The 22,511-nt window shown below is 59.7% G+C and carries 23 protein-coding genes; 11 read left to right on the top strand and 12 right to left on the bottom strand.

Annotation, left to right across the window (positions count from 1 at the left end):
- Positions 1-70: 70 nt before the first annotated feature.
- Positions 71-1,327, bottom strand: coding sequence for an RsmB/NOP family class I SAM-dependent RNA methyltransferase (locus Q7V03_RS16180; RefSeq protein WP_304926624.1), 1,257 nt, complete (start codon positions 1,325-1,327; stop codon positions 71-73).
- A gap of 67 nt (positions 1,328-1,394) precedes the next feature.
- Between Q7V03_RS16180 and Q7V03_RS16175 the strand changes: the two genes are divergently transcribed.
- On the top strand, positions 1,395-1,565 hold the full coding sequence (locus Q7V03_RS16175; RefSeq protein ID WP_304926623.1) for a DUF1674 domain-containing protein: 171 nt from the start codon (positions 1,395-1,397) through the stop codon (positions 1,563-1,565).
- A gap of 84 nt (positions 1,566-1,649) precedes the next feature.
- Here Q7V03_RS16175 and Q7V03_RS16170 read toward each other — a convergent pair whose 3' ends face one another.
- A complete protein-coding gene (locus Q7V03_RS16170) occupies positions 1,650-2,003 on the bottom strand; it encodes a dihydrodipicolinate reductase (protein ID WP_304926622.1) in 354 nt (117 codons plus the stop codon).
- 159 nt (positions 2,004-2,162) lie between these two features.
- Complete coding sequence (gene dapB / locus Q7V03_RS16165) at positions 2,163-2,972, bottom strand: 4-hydroxy-tetrahydrodipicolinate reductase (protein WP_304926621.1); 810 nt, start codon at positions 2,970-2,972, stop codon at positions 2,163-2,165.
- Positions 2,973-3,066: 94 nt separating this feature from the next.
- Between dapB and rbfA the strand changes: the two genes are divergently transcribed.
- From rbfA to Q7V03_RS16145, 4 genes are all read left to right on the top strand, one after another.
- Positions 3,067-3,510 carry a 30S ribosome-binding factor RbfA gene (gene rbfA / locus Q7V03_RS16160; protein WP_304926620.1) on the top strand — a complete coding sequence of 148 codons (444 nt, stop codon included), beginning with the start codon at positions 3,067-3,069 and terminating at the stop codon, positions 3,508-3,510.
- Between the two features lie 2 nt (positions 3,511-3,512).
- Positions 3,513-4,229 carry a phosphodiester glycosidase family protein gene (locus Q7V03_RS16155; protein ID WP_304926619.1) on the top strand — a complete coding sequence of 239 codons (717 nt, stop codon included), beginning with the start codon at positions 3,513-3,515 and terminating at the stop codon, positions 4,227-4,229.
- A 48-nt stretch (positions 4,230-4,277) separates the two neighbouring features.
- Positions 4,278-5,180, top strand: a complete 903-nt coding sequence (gene truB / locus Q7V03_RS16150) for a tRNA pseudouridine(55) synthase TruB (protein ID WP_304926618.1) — start codon at positions 4,278-4,280, stop codon at positions 5,178-5,180.
- Between the two features lie 209 nt (positions 5,181-5,389).
- Entirely contained in the window at positions 5,390-5,896 is a 507-nt protein-coding gene (locus Q7V03_RS16145) for a DUF1643 domain-containing protein (protein ID WP_304926617.1), read from the top strand.
- A gap of 91 nt (positions 5,897-5,987) precedes the next feature.
- Here Q7V03_RS16145 and Q7V03_RS16140 read toward each other — a convergent pair whose 3' ends face one another.
- Positions 5,988-7,046 carry a calcium-binding protein gene (locus Q7V03_RS16140; RefSeq protein WP_304926616.1) on the bottom strand — a complete coding sequence of 353 codons (1,059 nt, stop codon included), beginning with the start codon at positions 7,044-7,046 and terminating at the stop codon, positions 5,988-5,990.
- 326 nt (positions 7,047-7,372) lie between these two features.
- On the opposite strand from Q7V03_RS16140, the gene rpsO reads away from it, so the two are divergent.
- The 4 genes from rpsO to Q7V03_RS16120 all read left to right on the top strand — a co-directional run bounded on the left by rpsO (position 7,373) and on the right by Q7V03_RS16120 (position 11,841).
- The gene (rpsO, locus tag Q7V03_RS16135; protein ID WP_304926615.1) at positions 7,373-7,642 is read left to right on the top strand and encodes a 30S ribosomal protein S15; all 270 of its coding nucleotides are present in this window, start codon (positions 7,373-7,375) and stop codon (positions 7,640-7,642) included.
- Between the two features lie 205 nt (positions 7,643-7,847).
- On the top strand, positions 7,848-8,276 hold the full coding sequence (locus Q7V03_RS16130; protein WP_304926614.1) for a hypothetical protein: 429 nt from the start codon (positions 7,848-7,850) through the stop codon (positions 8,274-8,276).
- Positions 8,277-8,447: 171 nt separating this feature from the next.
- Positions 8,448-10,589 (top strand): polyribonucleotide nucleotidyltransferase, encoded by a 2,142-nt coding sequence (gene pnp, locus Q7V03_RS16125; protein WP_304926613.1) that lies wholly within the window; start codon positions 8,448-8,450, stop codon positions 10,587-10,589.
- 136 nt (positions 10,590-10,725) lie between these two features.
- Positions 10,726-11,841: a rhamnan synthesis F family protein gene (locus tag Q7V03_RS16120; protein WP_304926612.1), complete on the top strand. Its 1,116-nt coding sequence runs from the start codon at positions 10,726-10,728 to the stop codon at positions 11,839-11,841.
- On the opposite strand, the gene Q7V03_RS16115 is transcribed toward Q7V03_RS16120, so the two are convergent.
- The gene (locus tag Q7V03_RS16115; protein ID WP_304926611.1) at positions 11,801-12,457 is read right to left on the bottom strand and encodes a peroxiredoxin; all 657 of its coding nucleotides are present in this window, start codon (positions 12,455-12,457) and stop codon (positions 11,801-11,803) included. The genes Q7V03_RS16120 and Q7V03_RS16115 overlap by 41 nt on opposite strands.
- A 226-nt stretch (positions 12,458-12,683) precedes the next feature.
- On the opposite strand from Q7V03_RS16115, the gene Q7V03_RS16110 reads away from it, so the two are divergent.
- Together Q7V03_RS16110 and Q7V03_RS16105 are read left to right on the top strand one after the other, a co-directional pair.
- Positions 12,684-14,129 (top strand): aldehyde dehydrogenase family protein, encoded by a 1,446-nt coding sequence (locus Q7V03_RS16110; RefSeq protein ID WP_304926610.1) that lies wholly within the window; start codon positions 12,684-12,686, stop codon positions 14,127-14,129.
- A gap of 124 nt (positions 14,130-14,253) precedes the next feature.
- Positions 14,254-16,230 (top strand): FAD-dependent oxidoreductase, encoded by a 1,977-nt coding sequence (locus Q7V03_RS16105; protein ID WP_304926609.1) that lies wholly within the window; start codon positions 14,254-14,256, stop codon positions 16,228-16,230.
- Here Q7V03_RS16105 and Q7V03_RS16100 read toward each other — a convergent pair.
- The 7 genes from Q7V03_RS16100 to Q7V03_RS16070 all read right to left on the bottom strand — a co-directional run bounded on the left by Q7V03_RS16100 (position 16,227) and on the right by Q7V03_RS16070 (position 22,501).
- Positions 16,227-17,852 (bottom strand): FMN-binding glutamate synthase family protein, encoded by a 1,626-nt coding sequence (locus tag Q7V03_RS16100; protein WP_304926608.1) that lies wholly within the window; start codon positions 17,850-17,852, stop codon positions 16,227-16,229. The genes Q7V03_RS16105 and Q7V03_RS16100 overlap by 4 nt on opposite strands.
- Before the next feature lie 90 nt (positions 17,853-17,942).
- Complete coding sequence (locus tag Q7V03_RS16095) at positions 17,943-18,596, bottom strand: RluA family pseudouridine synthase (RefSeq protein ID WP_304926607.1); 654 nt, start codon at positions 18,594-18,596, stop codon at positions 17,943-17,945.
- Complete coding sequence (locus Q7V03_RS16090) at positions 18,593-19,486, bottom strand: homocysteine S-methyltransferase family protein (RefSeq protein WP_370651147.1); 894 nt, start codon at positions 19,484-19,486, stop codon at positions 18,593-18,595. Before Q7V03_RS16090 ends, Q7V03_RS16095 begins: the two co-directional genes overlap by 4 nt.
- Before the next feature lie 3 nt (positions 19,487-19,489).
- The gene (locus tag Q7V03_RS16085) at positions 19,490-20,113 is read right to left on the bottom strand and encodes a LysE family translocator (protein WP_304926605.1); all 624 of its coding nucleotides are present in this window, start codon (positions 20,111-20,113) and stop codon (positions 19,490-19,492) included.
- A 12-nt stretch (positions 20,114-20,125) separates the two neighbouring features.
- Positions 20,126-20,485 carry a GFA family protein gene (locus Q7V03_RS16080; protein ID WP_304926604.1) on the bottom strand — a complete coding sequence of 120 codons (360 nt, stop codon included), beginning with the start codon at positions 20,483-20,485 and terminating at the stop codon, positions 20,126-20,128.
- Positions 20,482-20,928: a GAF domain-containing protein gene (locus tag Q7V03_RS16075; protein WP_370651146.1), complete on the bottom strand. Its 447-nt coding sequence runs from the start codon at positions 20,926-20,928 to the stop codon at positions 20,482-20,484. The genes Q7V03_RS16080 and Q7V03_RS16075 overlap by 4 nt, the downstream gene beginning before the upstream one ends.
- A 1-nt stretch (position 20,929) precedes the next feature.
- Positions 20,930-22,501 carry a gamma-glutamyltransferase family protein gene (locus tag Q7V03_RS16070; protein WP_304926671.1) on the bottom strand — a complete coding sequence of 524 codons (1,572 nt, stop codon included), beginning with the start codon at positions 22,499-22,501 and terminating at the stop codon, positions 20,930-20,932.
- Between the last annotated feature and the right edge of the window lie 10 nt (positions 22,502-22,511).

Raw genomic sequence — 22,511 nt, 5'->3', positions numbered from 1 at the left:
TTCCCTAAATTGGCTTCTCAAGGCATTGAAATAAAACGAGTGTGAAAAGGTCCCAACGCGGGACCATCCATTATCGCCGCGAAACCCGCGCCATGAAAAATCCGTCCATCCCACCAATATCGGCCCAATAATCCGGCCGCAGGCGCAGCCCGCCTTCAGGCGTGATCCAAGCCGGATCTAGTCCCGGCAGATCGGGGCGCTGCACCGTGAGACCGGGGTGGCGGGCCAAAGCTGCGGTCAACTGCGCCTCACCCTCATCGGGCAAAAGCGAGCACGTGCAAAACACCAAACGCCCGCCGGGTTTCAGGAACATCAAGGCGCGGTCGATCAGCGCCGCTTGCAGCGCGGTGAGTTCCGCGAGCTCTGAGCCATCTTTCAGGAACGGCAATTCCGGGTGGCGGCGAATGGTGCCTGTGGCCGAGCAGGGGGCATCAAGCAGGACGGCATCGAACAGATGCTCGGGCTGCCAATGCAGCGCATCTGCGACCACCAGTTTGGCTTGCAGACGGGTGCGGGTAAGGTTCTCGCGCAACTTTTCCATCCGAGGCGCGGAAATATCCAGCGCGGTGACATGCGCACCAGCGGCGGAAAGTTGCAGGGTTTTGCCACCGGGGGCGGCGCAGAGATCTAGCACCTTCTCGCCGGGTTTTGCGCCCAGCAGCGGTGCCGCCAATGCGGCAGCGGCGTCTTGCACCCACCAATCGCCAGTGGCGAAGCCCGGCAGGGTGGAGACTTGGCCGGGTTCCGTCAGGCGGATCGAGCCTGTCGGCAGTGCGGTGCCTTCGGGCAGGGTTTGGCCCCGCGGGGTGATGTCGAGGGGCGGGGCCTTGGCTTGCAGGGTTTCAATGGCGGTGACGACCTCGCGCCCATAGGCGTGAACCAAGGGCTGCCGCAACCAGCGCGGCATCATCTGCGCAGGGCCAGTCAGCGGCGCGCCTTCGGGGATTTTGCGTAGCACTGCGTTGATCAGGCCCGCCATATGCGTGGTTTTCTGACCCTTGCGGGCGAGTTCAACAGCGGCGTTGACCACGCCATGCGCGGCTGTGCCCTCATGCAACTCTGTCACGGCCAACCGCAGGATGTTCATCACGGCCAGTGGCGGCGCTTTGCGCAAATGCGGTTCCAGCAAGCGGTCAATCGGTTCCAGCAGGCGGATGACTTGCAAGGCAAGGCGCTGGGCGCGGGCGCGGTCTTGCGGGCCTGTGCCTTTTAGCGCACCGTTTTTGTTGGCGAGGACCACGGCCATGGTCTGGCCTTCCTCCATGATTGCGGACAGAATTGCCAAGGTGGCGGCCCGTGCTGCCAAGCCTGCGTTTGCCTCTGCCATCTGCTCACCCTTGAGATTGTCTGGCTTGGCCGTATATCAACAAAGATGAAGCCGCAAGGAAACCGCGATGAGCACATCTGAACTTCCGCCTGCAGCGCTGCGGGCTTTGGCCGAAGCCGAGGAGCGTCGTCGTTTGGCGGATCTTGTTGAGCGGCCCGTAGAACTGGGCGGGCGCAACGGGCCAGAGCCTGTGCGCTATGGCGATTGGGAGAAGAAGGGCCTTGCGGTCGATTTTTGATCTTGGCCTTCCCCACGGGGAGTGACTTGTGGTCTATCGCCTATTAACTACAAAATCTGGTAGTGACAAAAGCTTGTGCAGTTTTCACCGCAAATCAAAAGCGGCAGAATCGCCTGCGCCTTTGTCCGTGGTAAAGCGTAGTTTTTTGGTGCCTTTGGCTTCAACAAGCTGGCAGTTGTAGGGGATCTGTGTGCCGCTCCAATCCAACTTGCGACAGAAATAGCCGTCTTTCCATGTCCAATCGCCAGTAATCTGCCAGCCCAAAGCACTGCCGGTGATTTGGCCTTTGGGCGTGATGATGAGGCTGAGATTATAGAGGCCGATGCGCAACTCGTGCTTGGCAATGATGTCCACAAAAGCGGTGCGATCGGTGATGGGCTGGTAGGTTTCCGCCAAAGCCGGCGCGGTTAGAAGCACGAAAGCGGCGAGGCTGCGCATGATGACACCTGTTGTGGGTACCTTGCGCTTACGTAGGGGAAAGTGGTTTGGATCAGATTATAGGGTGATTTTTGGGAGGCGTGGATTGGGGGCTCGCCCCCAAACCCCCAGGATAGTTAAGCCAGTATGAAGCGCAAATTTTAGATAAGTTTTAGGCAGTTAGATGCCGAGCACGTCCATCATATCGTACCGGCCGGGTTTTTGGTTTTGGCCCCAGAGCGCGGCTTTCAACGCGCCGCGCACGAAGATCGAGCGATCGGTGGCGAGGTGGCGCAGCATGATTCGCTCGCCGTCGGCGGCGAACAGCACGTCATGTTCCCCGACGATATCGCCGCCGCGAATGGCGGAGAAGCCGATATCGCCACGGTTGCGCGCGCCGGTGATGCCATCGCGACCTGAAACTTTCGCCTGATCGAAGTCGATGCCACGGCCTGTCGCGGCGGCATGACCGAGCATCAAAGCGGTGCCCGAGGGCGCATCGACCTTCATGCGGTGGTGGGCTTCGATGATTTCGATATCCCAATCTTCATCGAGGGCGGCGGCGACTTTTTGCGTGAGACGAGTGAGCAAGTTGACGCCAAGGCTCATGTTGCCGGCTTGGATGATCACGGCATGATGCGCGGCTAGATCGAGCTTGGCATGGTGCGCAGGCTCTAGCCCGGTGGTGCCGACGACATGCACGGCGCGGGCTTGGGCGGCGAGGGCGGCGAATGCGACCGATGCGCTTGGGGCAGTGAAGTCGATCACGGCTTGCGAGATCGCGAAGGCTTCCAGCGGATCGTCGGTGACTTTGACGCCGAGGGCGGGGCCGCCCATGCACAGGCCGATATCTTGGCCGATCCAAGCGTGGCCAGGGCGCTCGATGCAGCCGACAAGGTGGGCGCTTGGGTGGGCGGTGATGCCTTTGACCAGCATTTGACCCATGCGGCCTGAGGCTCCGGTGACGGTGATGCCGGGGGTGTAGGTCATGGGGGTGCTCCGAAGTTTTGTGCGGTTTAGCGGTTTTGATGGGGGCATGAAAGCCCGCCGTTGCGGGCCGGGGCAGATTGGCGTATGGGGCGGCATGGCAAACACACGTTCTTATTCGGCCAAGGGGCCTTCGCAGCGTCAACTTCGGGTTGGCGAATTGATCCGGCGCACGTTGTCGGAGATTTTGGCACGCGGCGAGGTGCATGATCCGGTCTTGAACGACATGTCGATCACGGTGGGGGAAGTTTCCGTCTCGGTCGATCTGAAAGTGGCGACGGTGTATGTGATGCCGCTGCTGGGTGGCGCGACGGTCGAGCAGGCGATTGCGTCGCTTGCCAAGAACGCTTGGGAGCTGCGCAAGCGGGTTTCGGCCGAGATGACTTTGCGGCACTCGCCCGAGTTGCGCTTTCGGCCCGATGATACGTTTGATCGGCTGGAAGAAGCACGGCGGTTGTTTGCCGACCCCAAAGTGCAGGCGGATATTGCCAAGCCGGATGATGCGGCTGAGGGTGACAAGCCCGCTGCAACTGAAGAATAACCATGTGGCGGCTGGCGTTTATGCTGGCTGTTTGGGCGGAACACGCTGCGGCGGGCTGCCGGGTTGTGGCGTTTGAGGGCGCTTCTTATACCGTTTGCGAGGTGAGCGCTGCTGACGATCTGCAGCTGTTTCATGCCGGGCCGGAGGGGGCTTTGGGCAGTTTCGCGGCGGTGGATCAGGCGTTGGAGCCGCAGGGTTTGCGGCTGGATTTCGCGATGAATGCCGGGATGTATCACCGCGATTTGGCGCCGGTAGGGCTTTATGTTGAGGATGGCGTGCAGGCTACGCCACTGGTGACGCGGGCGGGGCCGGGAAATTTCGGGCTGGTGCCGAACGGGGTGTTTTGTATCGCTGACAGGCTGCGGGTGATTGAGACTTTGGCGTTTGCCGCTGAAAAGCCTGCCTGCCGCTTTGCGACGCAATCGGGGCCGATGCTGGTGATTGCCGGCAAGCTGCATCCGAAGTTTTTGGCTGATTCGGATTCGTTGAATATCCGCAATGGCGTTGGGGTTTCTGTCGATGGCAGCCGGGCGGTGTTTGCGGTTTCGAATGATCAGGTCAATTTCTACACCTTCGCGCGGTTGTTCCGCGATGGGCTGGGGATGCCGGATGCGCTGTATTTCGATGGCTCGATCTCGCGGCTGTATGACCACGACAGCGGGCGGCATGATGCCGGGTTTCCGATGGGGCCGATGGTGGGCGTTGTCGTTCGGCGTTGACGCGCGCGGGGGCGGGGGCTATCGGGCGGTTTGCAACAGGAGATCACGATGGCGCGCGGCAAAAAGGGTAGGGCGGTTTCGGGCTGGCTGGTGGTGGACAAGCCTGCCGGAATCACTTCGACGGCCGTGGTCAACAAGGTGAAATGGGCGATGGACGCGCAGAAGGCGGGCCATGCGGGCACGCTTGATCCGGCGGCGACCGGGGTGTTGGCGATTGCTTTAGGCGAGGCCACCAAGACCGTGCCCTATGTGACGGATGCGCTGAAATGCTACCGCTTCACGGTGAATTTGGGGGCGACGACGACGACGGATGATGCCGAGGGGACGGTGATTTCGGAATCTGCACTGCGGCCTTCGGACGGTGCGATTGAAGCGGCGCTGGTGGCGTTTCGCGGCGATATTCAGCAGGTGCCGCCGCAGTTTTCGGCTGTGAAGGTTGATGGCGAGCGCGCCTATGATCTGGCGCGGCAGGGCGAGGCGATGGATTTGGCGGCGCGGCCGTTGTGGGTGGAGCGGCTGGAGGTTCTGTCGCGGCCCTCGGCGGATCAAGTGGAGCTGGAGATGGTTTGTGGCAAGGGCGGCTACGTCCGCTCAATCGCCCGCGATCTGGGGGCAGTTTTGGGCTGTCTGGGGCATGTGGCTTGGCTGCGGCGGGAGTGGTCGGGGCCGTTTACGGCGGCTGAGGGGATTTCGTTGGAGCAGATTGATGCTTTGGCCAAAACTGCGGAGTTGGATGCGTTTTTGAAGCCGTTGGAGTTGGGGCTGGCGGATTTGCCAGAACTGCCCTGCACGCCCGAGGGTGCTGCACGGTTGAAGAATGGCAATCCGGGGATGGTTTTGGCCTCGTCGGTTGGCTACGGCGATGAGGCTTGGGCGAGTTATCAGGGTCGGGCGGTGGCGGTGGGGATTTATAGATCCGGCGAGTTGCACCCAAGCCGGGTGTTTAACTGAAACGGGGTGCCGCCTTGGGGGCCATCGAGGCCCCACGCGGCGGCGCTGCCGGGGGATGGGTTTGGGGTGGTGCGCAGGTTGTGCGTGCGGACGCTCCGCGGGGAGTATTTTGAAAAGAGCAAACCTGAAGCAATTGCTCTTTTTGAAATACTCCCGCGCGGCGCGCTCCGGCGGTTTGGACGGCACCAGGGGTGATGTGAGGGGCGCTTATGATCACGCGGCGGTTTCTGAAGGGGGATGCGGAAAGTGTGGCAGTGTATTCGCCCTGCGAGGCATTTCGGTATAGTTTGACGCGGGTTTGGCGGCCGAGCGGGCGTAAGGCTTTGTTTGTGATGCTAAACCCATCTACCGCCACCGAGGTGCAGAACGATCCGACGGTAGAGCGCTGTGAGCGCCGCGCGCGGGCTTTGGGGTTTGGCGCGTTTCGGGTGACCAATATCTTTGCTTACCGGGCGACCGACCCGAAGGTGATGCGGGCGCAAGTGGACCCGGTGGGGCCGCTCAATGATCAGGCGATTGCTGAAGGTGCAGCTTGGGCGGATCAGGTGATGTGCGGTTGGGGCGCGCATGGTGCCCATCTGGCGCGGGGTGACGCTGTGACGTCATTGCTGCGGGGCACGGGGCTGCCGCTGTATCATCTGGGGCTGACCCTTGCAGGCGCGCCGAAGCATCCGTTGTATATTGGCTATCAGGTGCAGCCGGAGCTGTGGCCATAGGTCATTCCTCTGGCATGGAATCGGCAAGCGCGGCCTTTGGCCTTAGCGGAGTGCGCTTTCTGGTGCTTGGCAACTGAAAGCGCCAATTTTTTTAAGCCGCCTGCAGCGTGATGCTACCCAGATCAAGCCCGGCGATGGATTGCAGATTGGCGAGTGGTACGCCGTCGAGCAGCAAGGTGGTGCCGGAGGCGGAGGTTTCCATCGTCAGTTGTGGGTCGGGGTGCAAGGCGGCGTCATACATTACCAGCAGCGAATCTTCTTGTGGGTTGAAGTCGGTGATTTGCATCGGCGGGTCATCCGCGCAAATGTCGAGCAGGTGGAAGCTATCCGCGCCTTCTCCACCATTGCCGTAATCGCCCGCGCCCAGCATCAGAGTGTCATCGCCCGACTGTCCGTTGATGAAATCCTGTGTGTGGTCGGATGGGTCTTCGGTCTGGCCCCAGATCGTGTCATTGCCCGCCCCGCCGTCGAGCGTGTCGCTGCCCACCCCGGCTTCCAGAAGGTCGTTGCCATAGCCGCCGTCCAAGTGATCGTCGCCTGTATCGCCGTGGAGGGTGTCTTCGCCCTCGCCGCCCGTCAGGCTGTCGTTGCCATCGCCGCCGACGAGGTTATCGTCGCCCTCGCAGCCTTGCAGGGTGTCGGCATCGGTGCCGCCGTCGAGGCTGTCATTACCCGCCTCGCCATGCAGCAGATCAGCGCCTGCACCGCCTGACAGGCTATCTTCGCCCGCGCCACCGTTCAGGGCATCAGCGCCATCGCCGCTATCGAGGTGATCATTGCCAGCATTGCCGGCCAGCGCATCATCGCCACCTTGGCCACTGATCAGATCATCGCCCGCATCGCCACTTAGCATATTGGCGAGGTCATCACCGGTGAGCCAGAGGTCTTCGGGGGGGGCGACGATCCCGTCATTGGAGGGGATCACGCCGTCTTGCTCGGGATCATCGCCTTCAATGGGGGTATTATCAGAAGCCGCAGCGTTGGTATCGCGGGAAGACAACATCTGGAAGATGTTGCTTTCATCGCCACTGTCGTCTTGGGCTTCATCGGGGTGATCATCGGTTCCCTCCGGGCTGTCATCCGGTGCGGTGAACGAATCGACCATGACGCCAGCGAACACCGCTCCGAGCAGACCGAGCAAACCAAGCATGATGATAACCTCCGGCGGGAACGGGTGGTGTTAACCTTTCGTTAACCATATTTCCCGTTAACCTTCTGGTTATATGGGATATTTCAGTCGAAACGCTATCACAGAATCCCGTGTGGTTCAAAAGGGTTTTGTGGGCGACGGTCTGGATAATCTGTCCTTGGTAAAGAAAAGGTGCAGGGCGCGCGCAGCTGGCTGTAGTCGACGAATCGGCTTCTCTTTGCCGCAGAATCCCCCTATATGCGTGCATCCGTCAGCGATGGCGGTGTCATTGGCCCTGCTGGACGACATCCCGGCTTGTGCCGCAACCCTCTTAACAGGAGATTTCGATGTCGATCACCGTCGAAGAAAAAGCCCGCCTTATCAAAGAATATGCCACCAAAGAACATGACACCGGCTCGCCGGAAGTTCAGGTTGCCATTCTGTCGTCGCGTATCGCTACGCTGACCGAGCACTTCAAAACCCACAAGAAAGACAACCACTCGCGCCGCGGCCTGCTGATGCAGGTTGCTCAGCGTCGTAAGCTGTTGGACTATCTGAAGGGCAAAGATGAGCCCCGTTACGCTTCGCTGATCGCACGCCTCGGCCTGCGTCGCTAAGCTTTTCGCTTAGGTTTTGTTGGAACGCCCGTGGTGCAAGCTGCGGGCGTTTTGCGTTTGGGGATTAGTTGACAGCTTGGCTGATTGAACATCTTGTAGCCTTAGTGGTCTTGGGCATGGGTAATCAGTGTACATCTCAGTCGAACGATTTTTCTGTGTCGCTGCCCTCGGTGTTCTGTGCGCTTGTGTTGGGTCGCAGTCTCAAATGGGCTTTCCTCATTCTTCTGAATCGGAAATCAAAGCGCATCTCTCGTCGCCGGAGTTTCAAGAGGGCGTGATCTATGACTGTCTTTTCGACCCTGTGGTAAAGGGTCAAAAGGCTGAACCGTTGCGCCAGTATATTTCTGATGGAGATGGAGCGCCGAATATCCTGTATTGCGAGCCAACTTTTACCGACGGGATGGCCTGCTTTGATCGCACCGTTCGCGGTGGAGTCGAAGTTTTTGACCTCCCGACTTACAAGACCATTAGAATTGCGACGGATGGATCGGCTCGGATGCAGGTTTACGACAATACTTATGATGCCTACCGCCTGACAATCCTCACGACGCACACAACACACTACACTGGGTCGTGCAGTCGAGGCGCCGCCTATCCCAATGGGGTTTCGGTGCCGCAACCTCGGGCCCAGTAGTCAACCCTCCCCCTTCCCAAACCCCCGCTTTTCCTGTAAACGCGCGCAATCTGCGATATGAGGCCTGCCCCCGGCCGCATGCATCAGGATAGGGGGCGGCGGCAATGGGGCCGCTTTAGCAAACGGGAGACACGACAGGGGTCGTGGGTGCTCTCATACAGGGAACGATAGATGTTCAACGTGACTAAAAAATCAATCCAGTGGGGCGAAGAAACGCTGACGCTGGAATCGGGCAAGGTTGCCCGTCAGGCTGACGGCTCGGTGATCGCCACTCTGGGCGAAACCAGTGTCATGGCCAACGTGACCTATGCGCGCGCGCCGAAACCGGGGCAGGATTTCTTCCCGCTGACCGTGCATTATCAAGAGAAATACTACGCCGCTGGGAAAATTCCGGGCGGTTTTTTCAAACGCGAAGCCCGTCCGAGCGAGAAAGAGACGCTGACCTCGCGTCTGATCGACCGTCCGTGCCGTCCGCTGTTTGTCGAAGGCTTCAAAAACGAAGTTCTGGTGATGGCGACCGTGCTGAGCCATGACCTTGAGAATGACCCGGATATCGTTGCAATGATCGCGGTTTCGGCGGCGCTGACGATTTCTGGTGTGCCGTTCATGGGGCCGATTGGCGCCGCGCGGGTTGGTTTCTCGGGTGGTGAATACAAGCTGAACCCAAGCGTGGATGACATGCATCAGCTGCGCAACAACCCGGATCAGCGGTTGGATCTGGTGATTGCTGGCACCAAAGATGCCGTGATGATGGTGGAATCGGAAGCCTATGAGCTGACCGAAGAAGAAATGCTGGGCGCTGTAAAGTTCGGCCATGCGGCGATGCAGCCGGTGATCGACCTGATCATCGATTTTGCCGAAGATTGCGCCAAAGAGCCGTTCGACTTCCATGCGCCGGATTATTCCGAGCTTTATGGTCGCGTGAAAGCGGCTGGCGAAGTGCAGATGCGCGCGGCTTTCGCTATTCGCGATAAGCAAGAACGCACGGGGGCAATTTCGGCGGCGGTTGCGGCGATCAAAGGCGTGTTGTCTGACGAGGACAAGGCCGATGCGAACCTAGGTTCGGCAATCAAAAAGCTGGAAGCTTCGATCCTGCGCGGCGACATCATCAACGGTGGCGCGCGGATTGACGGGCGTGACAACAAAACCGTGCGTCCGATCGTGTCGGAAACCGGGATTTTGCCGCGCACCCATGGTTCGGCTTTGTTCACCCGTGGCGAGACTCAAGGTCTGGTTGTGACCACGCTTGGCACTGGCGAAGACGAGCAGATCATCGACGCTTTGCACGGCAATTCGCGTTCGAACTTCCTGCTGCACTATAACTTCCCTCCCTATTCGGTCGGCGAAGTTGGTCGTGTGGGCAGCCCGGGTCGTCGTGAGATTGGCCATGGTAAACTGGCATGGCGCGCGTTGCAGGCGGTTCTGCCAGCATCGACCGACTTCCCTTACACCATCCGTTTGGTGTCCGAGATCACCGAATCGAACGGCTCGTCCTCGATGGCTTCGGTTTGCGGTGGCAGCTTGTCGATGATGGACGCGGGCGTTCCGCTGAAATCGCCAGTGGCTGGCGTCGCGATGGGTCTGATTCTGGAAGACGATGGCCGCTTTGCTATTCTGACCGATATCTTGGGTGATGAAGATCACTTGGGCGACATGGACTTCAAGGTTGCAGGCACCGCCAACGGCATCACCACGATGCAGATGGATATCAAGGTGGCTGGCATTACGCCGGAAATCATGGCGCAGGCTTTGGCGCAGGCCAAAGACGGGCGTTTGCACATCCTTGGTGAGATGAACAAGGCACTGTCGGCTCCGCAAGGTTTCTCGGAATACGCTCCGAAAATCGAAACGCTGCAAATCCCGACCGACAAAATCCGCGAAGTGATTGGCTCGGGCGGCAAAGTGATCCGTGAGATCGTCGAGCTTTCGGGTGCCAAGGTTGATATCAACGACGACGGCGTGATCAAGATTGCCTCGTCGGATGCGGCGTCGATCAAGAAGGCCTATGACATGATCTGGTCGATCGTGGCAGAGCCGGAAGAAGGCCAAGTTTACACCGGCAAAGTGGTAAAACTGGTCGATTTCGGTGCTTTCGTGAACTTCTTCGGCAAGCGTGACGGTCTGGTGCATGTCAGCCAGATCGCCAACAAGCGCCTGAACCACCCGAACGAAATCCTGAAAGAAGGCCAAGAAGTGAAGGTCAAGCTGTTGGGCTTCGACGATCGCGGCAAGGTGCGTTTGGGCATGAAGATGGTCGATCAGGAAACTGGTCTGGAAATCGCTGAAGGCAAAGAAGAAGCTGCCGAGGCGTAAGTTTTTGTGACAGATGAAACGGCGCCAGAGCTTTCTGGCGCCGTTTTGCATCAGCGATGCGCGCGCTGTGCGCTTGGACTGCCAGCGCCTTTGCGATACGTCTGCACACGGATTGGTACGGGAAGCGGAGCTGACTATGGTGCAAAAATGGGTGATCAAGCGCGAGTTGGCGCGCAGCGCGCGGCACCTGAAGTTTCCGTTCTATGCCATTGCTGCGCCGATCCAGCGCTACCTGCATGATCGCAGCAAAGCCCAGAACAGCCGTTTTACACCGGGTTTGCAGCCGCGTGGTGCGCAACTGGCTTTGTATCTGTTGCATCAGAAAGACGCCCTGCTGGCTTCTACCTTTGAAACCTGCCAGCATCTTGCCGCAAAAGGGTTTTCTACGCTGATCGTGTCGAACACGCCGCTTGCGGAAGCGGATCGCCAAGCGCTTGCCCCGTATTGTTTCGCCATGATCGAACGTCCGAATTTCGGCTATGATTTTGGCGGCTATCGTGACGGTGTCCTGTGGTTGCTGGATAATCCGGGGCCCGTGACCCGTCTGCTGCTGCTGAACGATTCTGTCTGGTTTCCGACGTTGCCCGGTGAGGATTTTCTGGCGCAACTTCTTGCCAGCGATTGCGATCTTTACGGCGCGATCATGTCACAACGAAAACGTCATGTGAGTGACCGCTATGTGCAATCCTATGCCTTTGGGTTCAGCGGCAAACTGGTTGAGACGGCGCTGTTCAAGCGCTACTGGCAGCATCTGAACCTGCAAAGTGATCGGGAGTGGACCATTCGGCGCTGTGAACGCAAAATGACAGCTGTTTTCCGCTCTGCTGGCCACAAGATTGGCGCGCGCTGGGATTTCCCGGATGTTGAGAAGGCGTTGCGTCAACTCGGCGATGCTGATTTGATCGCGGTGCTTCAGTTAGAGGCGAAACTGGAACAAAAGCGTGGCGAGGTGATTGGCCCGCTGGTTGCCCGGCATGGTCAGCCCGGCTGGCGTGTTGAGGTCGAGGCCTATATCAACTCGCCAAAATTCCGCAAATTCATTCTGCTGCTCCACCCTTCGGTGTGGCTGCCGCTGAATTTCCCGTTTCTCAAAAAATCGAAAGAGCGGCGCTTTGCACAGCACCGCCCCTATTTTATTCAGTCAGTCGGACCAGAGTGCAATCCGGTCATGCTTGCAGAAATCGCACGATGGGACGCAATGGATCCGTTGGTTACTTCGGCTGTTTCGCAAACCGCAGATACGGCAGTTTGATATCCAGCGCGCCGAATTTCTCGGTGGCTTGCTCGTTGTTCAGGCTCAGTGCCACGATCACATCTTGGCCGGGTTGCCAGTTGGCTGGGGTGGCAATCGGGACGCCGTCGGTGGCTTGTACGGCATCCAACGCGCGTAGAATCTCGGCGAAGTTGCGGCCCACCGACATCGGATAGGTCATCGACAGGCGAACCTTCTTATCCGGGCCGATGATGTAAACCGTGCGCACTGTGGCGGTGTTGGCGGGGGTGCGGCCCTCGGCTGGCAGGTAGTAATCGGCGGGCAGCATGTCGAAGGCTTTGGCGACGGTCAGGTTGGTGTCGTCGATGATCGGAAAATCGGCGGGGGCACCCCCAAACGCCTCAATATCGCGTTTCCATTTGCCATGATCGGCGACTGAGTCGACCGAAACGCCGATCACCTTGGTGTTGCGCTTGGCCCATTCGGGCGCAAGTTGGGCGACCGCACCAAATTCCGTGGTGCAAACGGGCGTGAAATCGCGCGGATGGCTGAAGATGATCGCATAGCCGCCTGCCAGCCAATCATGAAAATGGATGGTGCCAGCGGTGGATTCAGCGGTGAAATCGGGGGCTAGGTCGTTGATGCGGATAGACATGAGTTCTCCTGCGGCTGTCTGATGCGGTTTATGTAAGCGATTTGGAACGGAATTTCACCATGTCGCGTGACTTTGCCGTCAGAAGGGAAGGAAATTCTGTCTGTTCTGCGATGCTAGGAAAGCTGCCTTGATTTACGGGGGGTGTTTCGCGACATTTTCTGTCGGGCACACACTTGTACGGATGGGTTTCCACTGCCATATTATGATCAAATCTTAGGAGCCTGGCATGATCATCAAGCGCGATTTCTACATCAACGGCACATGGGTCGCCCCGGTCACCCCGCGCGATTGCGAGGTGATTGACCCCTCAACCGAGGAAGCCTGCGCGATTATTTCACTTGGGTCCGAGGCTGATACCAACGCGGCGGTAGCGGCGGCGAAGGCAGCGTTCCCGGCTTGGGCTGCGACCCCGCCTGCGGTGCGGCGTGAGGTTGTGGTGAAGATTTTGCAGCAATACGAGCTGCGTCTGGAAGAACTTGCGCATGCCATCGCGATTGAGATGGGTGCGCCGATTGATATGGCGCGTAGATCTCAGGCGCCCTGCCTGCCGTGGCACGCGACCAACTTTCTGACGGCGTTTGATGCGCTGGAATGGGTGCGCCCGCTGGGCCCGCACGCGCCGAATGACCGGATTGCACTGGAACCGATTGGCGTGGTGGGGCTGATCACACCGTGGAACTGGCCGATGAACCAGATCGCGCTGAAGGTGATCCCGGCGATTTTGGCGGGCTGCACATGCGTGTTGAAGCCGTCGGAAGAAAGCCCATTGGATGCGCTGCTGTTCGCCGAGTTTTGTCATGACGCGGGTGTGCCCGCTGGCGTGTTCAACTTGGTGAATGGCGATGGCCCGGGGGTGGGCGCCGTGCTGTCGGCGCACCCGGATGTTGAGATGATTTCCTTCACGGGGTCGACCCGCGCAGGCCGGGCGATTTCAGCGGCCGCAGCGCAGACGTTGAAGCGCGTGACGCTGGAATTGGGCGGCAAAGGTGCCAATCTGATTTTCGCAGATGCCGATGACAAAGCGGTGGAGCGTGGCGTCCGGCATATGATGAACAATTCCGGGCAAAGCTGTAATGCGCCCAGCCGGATGCTGGTGGAACGCCCTATTTATGACCGCGCGGTTGAGATCGCCGCACAAGTCGCGGATTCCATTAAGGTTGGCTCGGCGCATGATGCGGGCAAGCACATCGGCCCGGTGGTGAACAAACGCCAGTGGGAGCAGATTCAGGGCTTTATCCAGAAGGGCATCGACGAGGGGGCACGGCTGGTGGCCGGTGGTCCGGGTCTGCCAGACGGTTTCAACCGGGGCTTCTACGTGAAGCCGACGGTGTTCGCTGATGTTGTGCCGGGCATGACGATTGAGCGCGAAGAAATCTTTGGCCCGGTGCTGTCGATAATTCCTTTCGATACCGAAGAAGACGCCGTGCGGATTGCAAATGATACGCCCTATGGCTTAGCCAATTATGTGCAATCGAGTGACGGCGCGCGGCGCAATCGGCTTTCGCGGCAGCTGCGGTCTGGCATGGTTGAGATGAACGGCAATTCGCGCGGGGCAGGATCGCCTTTTGGTGGCGTGAAATCGTCGGGTCGGGCGCGTGAGGGCGGCCATTGGGGGCTTGAGGAGTTCCTTGAGGTCAAGGCGATCTCGGGCTGGGATCCTGAACTGGCTTAGGCGCTAAAGATCGCCAAAAGCGCCGCCCTTCACGGGGCGGCGTTTTGCATTTCTGGGGCTACTGCAAAACTTGACACATATGTCGATTCGGGTTCTGCTATAGGCAGCCACTGCAGGAGCCAACATGACCTCGCATCCCCGCTTGCTTTCGCCGTTGCACATGCGGGGCCAGACCCTGCGCAATCGGATCGTCTTCGGTGCCCATACCAACAATATGGCGGATCAAGGCCTGCCGGGTGCGCGGATGGAAGGCTATTTTCTTGAACGTGCTTTAGGGGGTGCAGGCATGATCGTGACCGAGCCTGTTCCTGTACATCGCACCGGGGTGCTGACGCGTGGCAACATGCTGCATGGATCAGACGATATTATCAAGCCTTTTCAGAGCATTACCGAAAAGGTGAAAGATGCGGGTGCGGTAATTTGCCAACAGCTTTACCATGTCGGCGCGCACGGCGATTCCGACCTCAGCTTTGCGCCGCATTGGTCGCCCTCGGGCGGGCCGTCGTATCACGACAGCGACGGCTCGCATAAGATGACCGAAGCCGAGATTGAAGAACTGCTGGCGGCGCATCTGGCGGCGGCGGTACGGGCGCAGAAATCTGGCTTTCAGGGAGTCGAGGTTTGGGCAGCCTATCATTCGCTTTTGGATCAGTTTTGGACGCCGTGGTCGAACCAGCGCGATGACAAATGGGGCGGCTCGCTAGAGAACCGGACGCGATTTTCGCGTGTTTTGATCGAAAATATCCGCCGGGCCTGTGGCGAAGATTTCATCGTTGGCATGGCCGTTAGCTATTCCACCGCCTATTCCGCGACGCTATCGGCCGAGAATATGTGTGAAATTATCGCCTTGCATGATGCGACGGGGCATCTGGACTATGTCACCGTCGGCGCCGGCAGCTATCTGGAATTTGACGCGATCATTCCGCCGTTCACCCATGGTGAAAAGCTGACGACGCCACTGACAGCACAGCTAAAAGCGCTGGTGAAGCATGCCAAAATCACCTCAGAGGCTGGGGTGCGTACGCCGGAAAACGGCGAGGCGATCATCGCTGCGGGCGAAGCTGATCTGGTTTCTATCGTGCGCGGGCAGATTGCCGATCCACATTTGGCGCGCAAAGCGACGGACGGTCGGGCCGAGGATATTCGTGGTTGTATCTCGTGCAATCAGATGTGCTGGGGCCGGCGCAGCCGGGATTATTGGATTTCCTGCTTGGTTAACCCTTCGGTGGGGCGTGAGTTTGAATGGGGCGGGGATCGGTTTCAGGCGGCTGTCGTGCCGAAATCGGTGCTGGTGGTGGGGGCCGGTCCGGCTGGGCTAGAGGCTGCGCGGGCTGCGGCGGAACGTGGTTACCGTGTGGAAATCGCCGAGGCTTTGCCGGTGATTGGTGGGCAGTTCCGGCTGGCCGGTATGCAACCACGCCGGGCGCAGATATTGGAGTTGATGGATTGGTATGAACGGCAGTTTGAAAAACTGGCTGTGACGCTGCGGCTGAATACCTATCTCGACGCTGATGCAATAGCAGATCATCAGGCGGATGTGGTGGTGCTGGCGACGGGCTCTCTGCCAGACGAAAAAGCCTTTCAGCGCTGGTTGCCGCATCTGGAAAGCCTGCCAGGGCTGGAACTGGGCGGCGTGTGGTCGCCCGAGGATGTGATGCGGCGCCAGGCGCGGTTGGGCGATGCGGTGATTGTCTATGATGAAGGGTCAAACTGGCGCGGCGTTGGCACGGCTTGGGCTTTGGCCGAGGCTGGAAAATCGGTGACGATCGTGACGCCAGAAGCGTTTGTCGGTAAAGAAATTGCCCGGACGGCGGCAGATGGCGCGGCGCGGCGCAGGTTGGCAAAGCTGGGGGTGGTGTTCAAAACCGAAGCGTGCATCGCGCGCTGGCATGGCAATGGCGCGACATTGGTTAATTTGTTGACGGGCGAGGAGCAGATTATTGCCGCCTCGGGTCTGGTGATGGCAACCACCAACCGGGCGTTTGATCCGTTCCCCGAGGGGTTTTCTGGCAAGAAAGTGCTGCGCATCGGCGACTGCGTGGCCCCTCGGTTGGCAGCCTATGCGTTTTATGAAGGCCGCAAGCTGGCGCTTGATCTTTAACCCACCCGCGCAAAACTGCTGGCCGAAGACAGCGCCCAAGCATCGCGGAAATGCGGCGAGGATGCGGGGTCAGCCAGCAGTTGACCGGGTTTAAGCTGCTCATATTGTTCGGCAAACGAGATTACTTTGTCGGACGAAGCGCGGCGTTGGAAGTGATGCGGGCGCAGATCTTGTGGATGCGAAAGCCCTGCGGCAGCGACCAGTTCGGCCAAAGCATGCAGCGTGTTGCGGTGAAAATTGGCCACCCTTTCGGCCTTGTCGGGGACCACGATGGCGCGTTGGCGGGCGGGGTCTTGCGAGGTGACGCCGGTGGGGCACAGCCCGGTATGGCAAGACTGCGCCTGAATACAGCCGACCGCAAACATAAAGCCGCGCGCGGCGTTGCACCAATCGGCCCCCAAAGCCATCACCTTGGCCATATCAAAGGCCGAGGTGATCTTGCCAGAAGCGCCGATCTTGATTTTGTCGCGCAGGCCGACGCCGATCAACACGTTGTGCGCAAAGGACAATCCATCGCGCAATGGCATGCCGACATGATCCATGAATTCGAGCGGGGCGGCGCCGGTGCCACCTTCTTTGCCGTCAATCACGATGAAATCCGGGGTGATGCCCGTTTCCAGCATCGCCTTGCAGATCGCCATAAACTCCCACGGATGGCCGATGCACAGCTTGAATCCGGCAGGCTTGCCGCCTGACAATTCCCGCATCCGGGCGACAAACTCTAACAGGCCTGCGGGGGTGGAAAATTCGGAATGGCTGGCGGGCGAGACGCAATCCTGCCCCATCGGCACGCCGCGAATCTTTGAGATTTCTGCGCTGACTTTCGCCGCGGGCAACACGCCGCCATGGCCGGGTTTGGCCCCCTGCGACAGCTTCAATTCTACCATTTTGATCTGTGGATCGGCCGCAGCCTCGGCAAACAGCGTGGCATCAAAGCCGCCCGCCAGATTGCGCGCGCCGAAATAGCCAGAACCCAATTCCCACACCAGATCGCCGCCAAATTCGCGGTGGTAGGGCGAAACCCCGCCCTCGCCCGTGTCATGAAAAAAGCCGCCAGCCTGCGCGCCTTTGTTCAGAGACCGGATCGCATTGGCTGAGAGCGCGCCGTAGCTCATCGCGGAAATGTTCAAAAGCGACGCCGAATAGGCGCGCGGGCCGATGCCGATATCAACCCGCATCGCCTCAATCGCGGCGGCAGGTTTGGGGGCAATGGAGTGATGCAGCCATTCGTATTGTTCCTGATACACGTCATACATCGTGCCGAACGGTCGCTTGTCCAACTCGCGCTTGGCGCGCTGATAGACAATGGCGCGTTTGTCGCGCGGAAAGGGCGCGCCGTCTTTATCGCCCTCAAAGAAATATTGCCGCAGTTCGGGGCGAATATCTTCTAAAATGAAGCGCATATGCGCCACAATCGGGTAGTTGCGCAGGATGGCGTGGCGGGTTTGCAGTAGGTCATAAACCCCCAACGCCAGCAGCCCCAGCATCACCACGGCCAGCAGTTCCAGTACATCGGCATAGGCCAGCCAGCGCTGGCTGAGGGCGGCAAAAATCACAGCAAGCACGACTGACAGCGTAATCGCAGAATAGCGAGGCTCGAACGGATAGCGCAGAAATTGCATTGTGATCCTTTGGGCAGCCCTTTGACCGCCATATAGTGCCAAATAAATTGCAGTCAGGTTAACGCCGGAATGTCACAGAGTCTTGTCACATTAAAAGGGAAGCGGGGCGCTGAAGGTGATCCAGTCTTTGGTCTCGGGATGGTGCAGCGACAGGCTTTCGGCATGCAGCATCAGGCGCGGAAAATCGCGCGCCTTTCCCGTGGCATAGATCGGATCGCCCAAGATCGGGCAGCCCTGCGCCAGCATATGCACGCGCAACTGATGGCTGCGCCCGGTCAGCGGGAACAGGCGGACGCGGGTGGCGTCGGGGTCGCGCGAGATCACCTGCCAATCGGTCTGCGCCGGACGACCGTGGGTGTGATCGACCATCTGGCGCGGACGGTTTGGCCAATCGGCGCAGAGAGGCAGGTCAATATGTCCGTGATCGGGCGTTAACTGACCGTAAACCTCTGCGATATACGTTTTCTTGGCGCGCCGCTTTTCAAATTCCTGTCCCAGAAAGCCCTGTGCTTGTTTGGTGCGGGCAAAAATCATCACGCCAGAGGTGTCACAATCCAGACGATGCACCAACAACGTATCCCAATGCGCCGCTTGCAGGCGGGATGTGAGGCAATCTTCACGCCCTTCCAGCTTGCCCGGCACCGACAGCAGACCCGCAGGCTTGTTCACCACGATGATTTGCGCATCCTGATATAAGATATCCAGCGGCACTTCGGGTGGATTGTAGATAAAATCCGGGATCATACGATGCTATGGCCTGCTGCTTTCAGGCTGTCGGCAAGGTGGCGGATATGGGCGGGGCCAACCTCGCAGCAACCGCCGACGATGGTGGCCCCAAGGGCGATCCATTCCAGCACAAAGGCGGTGTATTTCTCGGGCGACAGGTCATGGCGGTGGGTGTAATCGGGGGCAGCGACGGCACCGGGCAGCGGCAGGCTAGAGATTTCGCTGAAGCCATTGGCATAGGCCCCGAAGGGCAGGCCCATGGTAGACAGTTCGCGCAGTGCAGCCAGCATCGCCTCGGGCATCGAGCAATTTGCCAGCACGGCGGCGGTCGGGTGTTCGGCGATCAGATCGCGCAGGCCAGTGATGGGTTCGCCCGAGCGCAGGCGGCTGCCATCACGATCATGCACCGAGACCGAAAGCCAGACCGGCAGGCCCGCCGCCTGCGCGCCTTGCAGCGCGCCGCGCGCAAGGTCCAGCGATGACATGGTTTCCAGCAGGATCACGTCGACATGCGGGGCGAGGATGCGGGCTTTTTCGGCGTACAGTGGGGCGGAGACGGCGACGGGCGGCGTTAGATCGGGGCGATAGGATTCGCCCAAAGGCCCCATCGAACCGGCGATCATCCCGCGTCCGGCTTGGGCTTTCGCCTCATGGGCCTCCATCAAAGCGCGCAGGTGCAGCGCGTGATACAAAGCGTCGAGGCCGACGCCTTCAAGCCGATCATGCAGGATGTTGTAGGTGTTTGTGGTGGCGACAGAAGCGCCCGCCGCAAAGTAATCATCATGAATGGCCTTCACCAAGCCGGGATGGTCGATCATCACTCGGGTGGCCCAGAGCGGGGTGGGTTCATCGCCCGAGCGCGCGACCAGTTCTTGGCCCATGCCGCCGTCGAGAAGGGTAATCTGCATCATTCACTCCGTGATCAACCGGGCCGCCAGACCCGCGAAAAGTATCGCTGCGAGCTTGTTCAATCGCCCCATGTGCGCGCCAATAGCATGGCCCGCGCGCCCTGCCAAATAGCCATAGCCAACGGTGATCAGGGTGCCGGTCAGCCCGAAGATCGTACCAAGCAGCAGGATTTGCGGCCAGACCGGGCCAAGGCCGGGGTTCACGAATTGCGGCAGGAAGGCCAGCATGAACAAGATAGGTTTGGGGTTCAACATGTTGGTGAGCGCCCCCTTGCGAAACGCCGCCCAGCCTGTGCGTTGGCCTTTACCGGGGGTGATTTCGCCAGTGTCGCGCCAAGATTTCCAAGCGATATAAAGCAGATAGGCGGCACCTGCGTATTTGATCGCCGACAGCGCTCCGGGGTTGGCGGCAATCAGCGCCGAGAGGCCAAGCGCCGAAAGCACCACATGCCACAAGGCACCCAAGCCGACGCCAAGCCCCGCCATAACCCCAGCGCGCGGGCCACCTTGGATGCCCGATGCGGTGGCAAAGAACACATCTTGTCCCGGAGTCAGGTTCACAACCAAGCCGCCGCCGATGAAAGCGAGCAGATTATGCAGGCCGATGCCGTTGATGATATCCCACATAAAAAATCCTAGTTAAGGCATTGAAATATCGTAATAATCACCTTTGTCTTCGACGCACAGCTCTTGGGTGATTTGCAGCCCAGTCGCACCCTCCAGCGCGCCCGCGGCGATGCTGATGCGGGCTTCACCGACAGGGTCCCAAAACAGGCTGGAGCCGCAGGTGCCGCAAAACCCGCGTCGGGCTTGTGCCGAGGATTGGAACCAACGCAGGCCCGCGCTTTCCGTCAGCCGGAAGCGATCAAGCGGAACCGAAGTGGCGGCCCAGAAATGCCCCGAGGTTTTGCGGCATTGCGAACAGTGGCAGGCAAACACGTCGCGTAAGGGCGCGTCGGCCTCAAACCGCACCTGCCCGCAGAGACAACCGCCCTTCATTGGGCGTCCTTAAAGATTTCGGCCAACAGCGGCACCAGCCAATCTTCATCGGCCTGTGTGAAGGCGGCGGGGGTGTTGCTGTCGAGGTCCAACACGCCGAGCAGCTTGCCGGCGCCGTTCCAGACCGGCAGCACCAGTTCGGATTTGGTCGAGGTGGCACAGGCGATGTGGTCGGGAAAAGCATCGACATCCGGCACGTTCTGTACCTGACCTGTGCGCGCGCAGGCCCCACAGACGCCGCGCGAAAACGGGATCACAAGACAACCGTGGCCACCTTGATAGGGGCCTATTTTCAGCAGGTTAGGTTCAGTGACACGGTAAAATCCGGTCCAGTCTGCGAAGGGGTGGGCGTGATGCAGCTCACACGCCACCGTTGCCATCAGGGCCACAGTGTCGGTTTCGCCATGCGTTAAGGCGCGGATGGTTTCGGTAACTGTTTGCATATCAATATCCCAAAGCGCAGCCGTCTTTGCGCGCATCAGACGCCCCGATCAGGATGCCAGACTCGTCGATCAAGATGCTTTGCGCGCCACCGATCGGCTCGGGTGACAGCGACACATTATGCCCCAACTGCGCCAGTTCGGCGCGGACTTGGGCCGAATAACCGCTTTCCACCTGCATCCCCTCCGCCCCCGAAAAACAGCGCGGCGCGTCAATGGTGGCTTGGGTTTCTAGGCCGTAATCGACCATGTTGGTGACAAAGCGGGCATGGCCGCAGGGCTGATAAGCGCCGCCCATCACACCGAAGGGCATGATCACCTTGCCATTTTTGCGCAACATGCCGGGAATGATCGTGTGCATTGGGCGTTTGCCGCCACCAGCCTCATTCGGATGACCCGCTTCAAGGCTGAAGCCCGCGCCACGATTCTGAAAGTTGATACCGAACTTTTGCGAGGCAATGCCCGCGCCAAATCCCCAGAAAATCGAATAGATGAGCGAAACGGCCATGCGGTCGCGGTCCACCACAGTGATGTAAATCGTGTCTTTGTGCACAGCTTCGGTCAGGGGTGCTGCGCTTGCCATCGCGCGCTTGGGGTCGATCAGCACCGCCAGCTTGGCGGCGGTTTCAGGCGACAGCATATGATCCAGCCGGGGCGCGGCCTCGGCAATGAAGCGGTTGCGGGCGTCATAGGCGAGCTTGGCGGCCTCGGCCTCGATATGCGCGCGCTGGGTGCCGAACGGCTCCATCGCCGCCAGATCGAAATGCTTGAGGATGTTCAGCATCAGGATGGCGGTGGCACCCTGACCGTTTGGCGGATGCTCGACCAGTTCGATACCCTTATACTCGCCCGCGATGGGGTCGGTGTAAGTGCAAGCGGTGGCTGCAAAATCGTCCAGCGTGTGCAGCCCGCCCATGGCCTGCAGCGAGGCGACCATATCTGCGGCAACCTCGCCTTCGTAAAATCCGGCGCGGCCTTCGCGGGCAACGCGGCGCAGCACTTCGGCTTGGCCGGGGGCGCGGAAAACTTGACCGATTTTTGGCACCCGACCATCCAACAGGTAAAACTTGCGGGCGTCGCCTGTCAGGTCCGGGCCATCTGCCGCCCAGTCGAAGGCCACGCGGGGGGCAACCTGAACACCCTCATCGGCGTAACGAATCGCCGGTGCCAGTACGCGGTCGAGGCCCAATTTGCCCCAATCGGTGGACAGCCGGCAAAACGCGTCCATCGCGCCGGGCACTGTGACCGGATCGACGCCGCGCAGCGGCACGGCATTAAGACCACGGTCGCGCATCGCTTGCGCCGAATAAGCCTTGGGCGCGCGACCAGAGCCGTTCAGCGCGACAATTCGTTCTTCGCCCGCAGGTTTGATCAGGGCAAAGCAATCGCCACCCATTCCCGTCATTTGCGGTTCGCAGATCCCCAGCAAAACCGCGCCTGCGATGGCGGCGTCCACCGCATTGCCGCCCGCCTCTAGCACCTCAACCGCAACTTTGGCGGCCAAGGGATGCGAGGTGGCGCAGATGCCATTGCTGGCATAGATCGCCGAGCGGCCTGGAGCCTGAAAATCGCGCATAGAAAAACTC

Source organism: Cypionkella sp. (assembly GCF_030652235.1).
Classification (GTDB): Bacteria; Pseudomonadota; Alphaproteobacteria; order Rhodobacterales; family Rhodobacteraceae; genus Cypionkella.
The sequence above is the reverse complement of the archived record's forward strand: the minus strand, read 5'-3'. Positions and strand labels throughout refer to the sequence as shown.